The following is a 6,678-nucleotide window of genomic DNA, read 5'->3' on the forward strand; positions in this document are numbered from 1 at the left end:
CGTGACCCTCCTCCTGCCCGGAGGGGCGCACGGACGAAGCGCGGGGCGGACCCCACAGGGCCCCGCCCCGCGCGTTCGGCACCGCTAGCGCAGTTCCGCGAGCATCTTCTCCAGCAGCGCCAGCGACGCGCGCGGCGCGTCCGCCTGCGCGCTCAGCCGGTCCATGACCGCCAGGTAGTGGTCGACGTCGTCGCGCTTGTCGAGGTACAGCGCACTGGTCAGCTGTTCCAGGTAGACGATGTCGGGCAGGTCCGGCTCCAGGAACCGCAGGATCGTGATCGGACCGCCCGCCGCCGCGAGACCGCCGAGACTGAACGGCGCGATCTGGAGCGTGACATTGGGCAGTTCGGCCAGCTCCAGCAGATGCCGCAACTGACCGGCCATGATCTCGGCCCCGCCCAGCGGGCGCCGCAGCGACGCCTCGTCCATCACCGCCCACAACCGGGGCGCGTGCGGCGCCGTCAGCAACTGCTTCCGCCGCATCCGCAGCGCGACCCGCTTCTCGACGTCGTCGGCCGACGCCCGCGGATGCCCCAGCCGCGCCACCGCGCGGGCGTAGTCCGCTGTCTGCAGCAGCCCCGGTACGAACTGCACCTCGTAGGTGCGGATGACCGAGGCGGCCTCCTCCAGACCTATGTGCGTCTCGAACCAGCCGGGCAGTACGTCGTTGTACTGGTGCCACCAGCCCGGGGTGCTGGTCCGCCGGGCGAGCGCGAGGAAGTCGGCCCGCTCCCGCTCGTCCGTGACGTGGTAGAGCGTCAGCAGGTCGGCGACATCGCGTTCCTTGCAGCTCACCCGGCCCAGTTCGAGACGGCTGATCTTGGCGTGGGAGCCGCGGATGGCGTCCCCGGCGGCCTCACGTGTGATGCCGGCCTTCTCGCGAAGCCGTCGCAGCTGGGTGCCGAGCACGATGCGCAGCACCGTCGGCCCGCCGCGCGGGTGCTCCAGATAGTGGCGCAGGGAGGGTTCCCGGCTCGGCTGCGCGGCGATCATTTCTGACTCCCTGGATGGTCGGGCGAGCGCCCAGTGCCCCACCAGGTTCCGGATCCGTACAGTGGACCGACTATCCGCGCGTCATATGCGCCGGACAGGACCGGCCGGGCGCTACCTCAGCCCCACCAGATCGTCGAAGTCCCCGTCCTTGGCGCCCTGGACGAAGGCCACCATCTCGTCGTGGGTGTAGACGAGGGCCGGCCCCGTCACATGACGGGAGTTGCGCACCGCGACCTGGCCGTCCGCGAGGACCGCCAGCTCAACACAGTTGCCGCTGGGGTTGCTGCGGCCGCTCTTGCGCCACTCGACGTTCTCGATGCGGGTCGCCGCTATGCCGTTGGGCACCGACTCCATCTCGACCGCTCCTTGCTGGGGGCCCTCGCCCCCGGACGATTCCGGGCCCGTCCGCACATTGGCGTGAACAAGCCCCTGAGCCACCGTCCTTACCGATGTAATTGCAGATGCACTTGCAGCAGCGGACGGCTGACGAGGATATTAGCTGTCACACGCAACAGTTCCCAGACCCGAAATCCCCTTCGCGGAGATCGTGATGACGACACATCCGGCAGAGACCGTGCACCGTGCCCTCCGGGAGGAACCCCGCGACGAAGGCTGGTGGTTGCCGGAACCGGACGGCTTCGCGGCCTGCGCGCTCAGCGCCTCCGGCCGCACCGTCGCCGAGGCCCGCCGCTTCACCCGCGCCACCCTGGAGGGCTGGCGGATGTGCGCGGCCCTCGCCGACGACGCCGCCCTCGTCGTCTCCGAACTCGTCAGCAACGCCCTGCGGTACGGCATACGGAACGCCGGGACCCCGCGCGTCGCGGCCCCGGAACCGCGCCCCTACTGCCCTGCCTGGCTGGCGCTGACCCGGCAGGGCAGCAGTGTGCTCTGCGCCGTCTCCGACGGCGGCGCCGCGACGCCGGTGATGGCCCCCGCCGACCCGTTCGCCGAGTCCGGCCGCGGCCTGCGCATCGTCGACGAACTCAGCGACGCCTGGGGCTGGACGACACCCGACAGCACCGGCAAGACCGTCTGGGCCACGGTCTCGGCCCCCCGCGGCTGACCACGGAGGGCACCGGCCGCACCGCGCCGGGCCGTCCGCCGCACACGGCGCCGCCGGGAGACCCCCGGCCCCGCGTCAAGCCCCCCGCGTCAACGCCCCGGCGTCACCCCTCCGCCGGGCCGAACGCCGCCAGCAGCCGCTCGGCGGCCATCGTCGCCGTGATCGTCCCGGCGCGGACCGCCGCCTCGACCTCCGGCGCCAGCCGGCACACCTCCGGATGGGCCCGCAGCCGGTCCAGAAGCTGCTCGCGGACCATCGTCCACGCCCAGTCCACCTGCTGTGCCCGCCGCCGCTCCGCCAGCGCCCCGCTCGACTCCAGCAGCGCACGGTGCTGCTCGACGCGCTCCCACACCGCCTCAAGGCCCGTCCCCTCACGGGCGCTGCACGTCAGCACCGGAGGCGTCCAGACGGCGTCCGGCGGCTGCATCAGCCGCAGCGCCCCCGACAGCTCACGGGCCGCCGCCCGCGCGTCCCGCTCGTGCGGACCGTCCGCCTTGTTCACCGCCACCAGGTCCGCGAGCTCCAGCACACCCTTCTTGATGCCCTGGAGCTGGTCGCCGGTACGGGCCAGGGTCAGCAGCAGGAACGTGTCGACCATCTGGGCGACGGTGGTCTCCGACTGGCCGACACCGACCGTCTCCACCAGGACGACGTCATAACCCGCCGCCTCCATCACCACGATCGACTCACGGGTCGCCCGCGCCACCCCGCCCAGCGTCCCGGACGTGGGGGAGGGACGGACGAACGCCCCCGGGTCCGTCGCCAGCCGCTCCATCCGGGTCTTGTCGCCCAGGATGGAACCGCCCGTACGGGTCGACGACGGGTCGACGGCCAGCACCGCCACCCGGTGCCCCGCACCGGTCAGCGACGTGCCCAGCGCGTCGATGAAGGTCGACTTCCCGACCCCCGGCACCCCGCTGATCCCCACCCGGCGTGCCGCCCCCGCGTGCGGCAGCAGCTCCACCAGCAGCCGCTGCGCCGCCTCCCGGTGATCGGCACGGGTCGACTCCACCAGGGTGACCGCGCGGGCGATCCAGGCCCGGGAGCCCGCGCGCACCCCCTCCGCGTACCGCGCGACATCGATCGTCACCGCCATGACACGCCCCGGCTCACAGCGCGTGGCCGAGGGCCCGCGCGAGGTCCCGCACCAGGTCGTGCGCCGCGTCGGGGATCACCGTGCCCGGGGGGAACACCGCCGCGGCCCCCATCTCCCGCAGCACCGGGACGTCCTGCGGCGGGATCACCCCGCCCACCACGATCGTGATGTCCTCCCGCTCCTGCTCCGCCAGCGCCTCGCGCAGCGCCGGCACCAGCGTCAGATGCCCCGCCGCCAGCGACGACACCCCGACGATGTGGACGTCCGCCTCCACCGCCTGCCGGGCCACCTCCGCCGGCGTCTGGAACAGCGGGCCGACGTCCACGTCGAAGCCCAGGTCGGCGAAGGCCGTCGCGATCACCTTCTGCCCGCGGTCATGGCCGTCCTGGCCCATCTTGGCCACCAGGATGCGCGGCCTGCGCCCCTCGGCGCGCTCGAACTCGGCCACCAGCGCCCGGGTGCGCTCCACACCCGAGGAGGGGCCCGCCTCGTCTCGGTACACACCGGAGATCGTACGGATCTGGCCCGAGTGCCGGCCGTACACCGACTCCAGGGCGTCCGAGATCTCCCCGACCGTCGCCTTCGCCCGCGCCGCGTCCACCGCCAGCGCCAGCAGATTGCCCTCCAGGCCCTGCCCGGGACCGGAAGCGGCCGCCGCGGTCAGCGCCCGCAGCGCGTCCCGGCAGGCCGCCTCGTCGCGCTCGGCGCGCAGCCGCTTCAGCTTCTCGATCTGCTGGGCCCGCACCGACGAGTTGTCGACCTTGAGGACCTCGATCTCCTCGTCGCTGTCCACCCGGTACTTGTTGACACCGATCAGCGCCTGCCGGCCCGAGTCGATCCGCGCCTGGGTACGGGCCGCGGCCTCCTCCACCCGCAGCTTCGGGATGCCCGCGTCGATCGCCTTCGCCATCCCGCCGGCCGCCTCCACCTCCTCGATGTGCTGCCAGGCCCGGCGCGCCAGATCATGGGTGAGCCGCTCCACGTACGCACTGCCGCCCCACGGGTCGATGACCCGGCAGGTGCCCGACTCCTGCTGGAGGAACAGCTGGGTGTTGCGGGCGATCCGCGCGGAGAAGTCGGTGGGCAGGGCCAGCGCCTCGTCCAGCGCGTTGGTGTGCAGCGACTGCGTGTGCCCCTGGGTGGCGGCCATCGCCTCCACACAGGTACGGGTGACGTTGTTGAACACGTCCTGCGCGGTCAGCGACCAGCCCGACGTCTGCGAATGCGTCCGCAGCGACAGCGACTTGGGGTTCTTCGGGTCGAACTGCCGCACCAGCCGCGCCCACAGCAGCCGCGCCGCCCGCAGCTTGGCGATCTCCATGAAGAAGTTCATGCCGATCGCCCAGAAGAACGACAGACGCGGCGCGAACGCGTCCACGTCCATCCCCGCCGCCAGGCCGGCCCGCAGGTACTCCACCCCGTCCGCCAGGGTGTACGCCAGCTCCAGGTCGGCCGTCGCGCCCGCCTCCTGGATGTGGTACCCCGAGATCGAGATGGAGTTGTAGCGCGGCATCCGCTGCGAGGTGTACGCGAAGATGTCGGAGATGATCCGCATCGACGGCTGCGGCGGATAGATGTAGGTGTTGCGGACCATGAACTCCTTGAGGATGTCGTTCTGGATGGTCCCGGCCAGCTTCTCGGGCGGTACGCCCTGCTCCTCCGCGGCCACGATGTACAGCGCCAGCACGGGCAGCACCGCGCCGTTCATCGTCATCGACACCGTCATCCGGTCCAGCGGGATGCCCTCGAACAGCTGCCGCATGTCGTAGATCGAGTCGATCGCCACCCCCGCCATGCCGACATCGCCCGTCACCCGCGGATGGTCGCTGTCGTACCCGCGGTGCGTGGGCAGGTCGAAGGCGACCGACAGGCCCTTCTGCCCGGCGGCGAGATTGCGCCGGTAGAACGCGTTGGACTCCTCGGCCGTGGAGAAGCCCGCGTACTGGCGGATCGTCCACGGCTGGTTGACGTACATCGTCGGGTACGGGCCGCGCAGATACGGCGTGATGCCCGGGTAGGTGCGCAGGAAGTCCAGGCCGTCGAGGTCGTCGGCGGTGTACAGCGGCTTGACGCCGATGCCCTCGGGGGTCTCCCACGTCAGCTCGCCGGCGTCCTTGCCGGTGGACTCCCGGACGGCCTCGGCCCACGCCCCGGCGTCCCCGCCGCCCGCCACCGGGCCCAGCTCCACGCCGCTGAAGTCGGGGACGGCGCCCGCCCGCCGCGTCGTCTCCTCCATCACGCCACCTCCATGACGTCAAGGGCCGAGGACAGCACCTCGACCGCGTCGCAGCCCGCGAACACGAACGTGTCGACGCCGGCCCGTACGAAGTCCTCCCGCCGTTCGCCCGGCCGCCCCGCGACCAGGACCCGCAGCGCACCCGCCGCCTTCAGCGCGGCCGCCACCGGCGCGGCCTCCTCCGCGTACACCGCGTCACTCGCGCACAGGCACGCGACGGACGCCCCGCTGCGCGCGAACGCCTCCGCCACCGACCCGGCGTCCACCGGGCCGTCCTCCCGCACCGGCTCGATACCGCCCGCCTGGAAGAGATTGGCGGCGAACGCCACCCGCGCGGTGTGCGAGGCCACCGGGCCCAGCGCCGCCAGGAACACCTTCGGGCGTACGCCGGCCGACGCCAGACGTGTGTCGGACCGCGCCCGCAGCGCCTCGTACGCGTCGTCCCGGCGCACCCGCGGCAGCCCGCCGCCCGCCGGGGCCGGCGCCGCCTCGCGCTCCAGCGGCTTCTCCGCCAGATGCGGGAACTCGCTGACGCCGGTGATCGGTTCGCGGCGGGTGGCGAGAGCCGCGGAGCGGCGCCGCCAGGTCTCCGCCAGCCGCTCCCGGACCGCCCCGGAGCGCAGCGCGGCGGCCTGGCCGCCCCCGGCCTCGATCTCCTGGAAGTACGCCCAGGCCGTCCGCGCCAGCTCGTCCGTCAGCGACTCCACGTACCACGAGCCGCCCGCCGGGTCGATCACCCGCGCCAGATGCGACTCCTCCAGCAGGATCGACTGGGTGTTGCGGGCGATCCGGCGGGCGAAGGCGTCCGGCGCCCCCACCGCCGTGTCGAACGGCAGCACCGTCACCGCGTCCGCGCCGCCGACACCGGCCGCCAGCCCCGCGACCGTGGTCCGCAGCATGTTCACCCACGGGTCCCGGCGGGTCATCATCACCGGGGATGTCACCGCGTGCTGACGCTGCGCCCGCGCCGCCGGCGCCGCGCCGCACACCTCCGCGACCCGCGCCCACAGCCGGCGCGCGGCCCGCAGGGTGGCGATGGTCAGGAACTGGTCCGCGGTCGCCGCGTAACGGAACTCCAGCTGGGCGCAGGCGTCCTCGACGCCCATCCCCGCGTCCGTCAGCGCCCGCAGATACGCGACCCCGGTGGCCAGCGAGCACGCCAGCTCCTCGGCCGCCGAGGCGCCCGCCTCGTGGTACGGCAGCGCGTCCACCGTCAGCGCCCGCAGCCCCGGGGCCTCGGCGGCGCACCGCACCGCCAGCGCCGCGGCCGACTCCAGACCGTCCGTCAGC

At 73.2% G+C, this 6,678-nt stretch carries 6 protein-coding genes; 1 reads left to right on the plus strand and 5 read right to left on the minus strand.

Annotation, left to right across the window (positions count from 1 at the left end):
* Nucleotides 1-84 precede the first annotated feature (84 nt).
* Entirely contained in the window at nucleotides 85-993 is a 909-nt protein-coding gene (locus AC51EU_RS08375) for a Sco1979 family transcriptional regulator (RefSeq protein ID WP_496266053.1), read from the minus strand.
* Between the two features lie 111 nt (nucleotides 994-1,104).
* Entirely contained in the window at nucleotides 1,105-1,347 is a 243-nt protein-coding gene (locus tag AC51EU_RS08380; RefSeq protein ID WP_496266054.1) for a DUF397 domain-containing protein, read from the minus strand.
* A 196-nt stretch (nucleotides 1,348-1,543) separates the two neighbouring features.
* Here AC51EU_RS08380 and AC51EU_RS08385 point away from each other — a divergent pair, with 196 nt between their 5' ends.
* Nucleotides 1,544-2,056, plus strand: a complete 513-nt coding sequence (locus tag AC51EU_RS08385; RefSeq protein WP_496266055.1) for an ATP-binding protein — start codon at nucleotides 1,544-1,546, stop codon at nucleotides 2,054-2,056.
* 103 nt (nucleotides 2,057-2,159) lie between these two features.
* On the opposite strand, the gene meaB is transcribed toward AC51EU_RS08385, so the two are convergent.
* The 3 genes from meaB to AC51EU_RS08400 form a co-directional block, all read right to left on the minus strand.
* The gene (gene meaB, locus AC51EU_RS08390) at nucleotides 2,160-3,152 is read right to left on the minus strand and encodes a methylmalonyl Co-A mutase-associated GTPase MeaB (RefSeq protein ID WP_496266056.1); all 993 of its coding nucleotides are present in this window, start codon (nucleotides 3,150-3,152) and stop codon (nucleotides 2,160-2,162) included.
* Between the two features lie 13 nt (nucleotides 3,153-3,165).
* A complete protein-coding gene (scpA, locus tag AC51EU_RS08395) occupies nucleotides 3,166-5,388 on the minus strand; it encodes a methylmalonyl-CoA mutase (protein ID WP_496266057.1) in 2,223 nt (740 codons plus the stop codon).
* Nucleotides 5,388-6,678 (minus strand): methylmalonyl-CoA mutase family protein (locus AC51EU_RS08400; protein WP_496266058.1); only part of this gene is annotated, 1,291 nt, incomplete at its 5' end. The genes AC51EU_RS08400 and scpA, both read right to left, overlap by 1 nt.

It is taken from the genome of Candidatus Streptomyces philanthi, assembly GCF_059553635.1.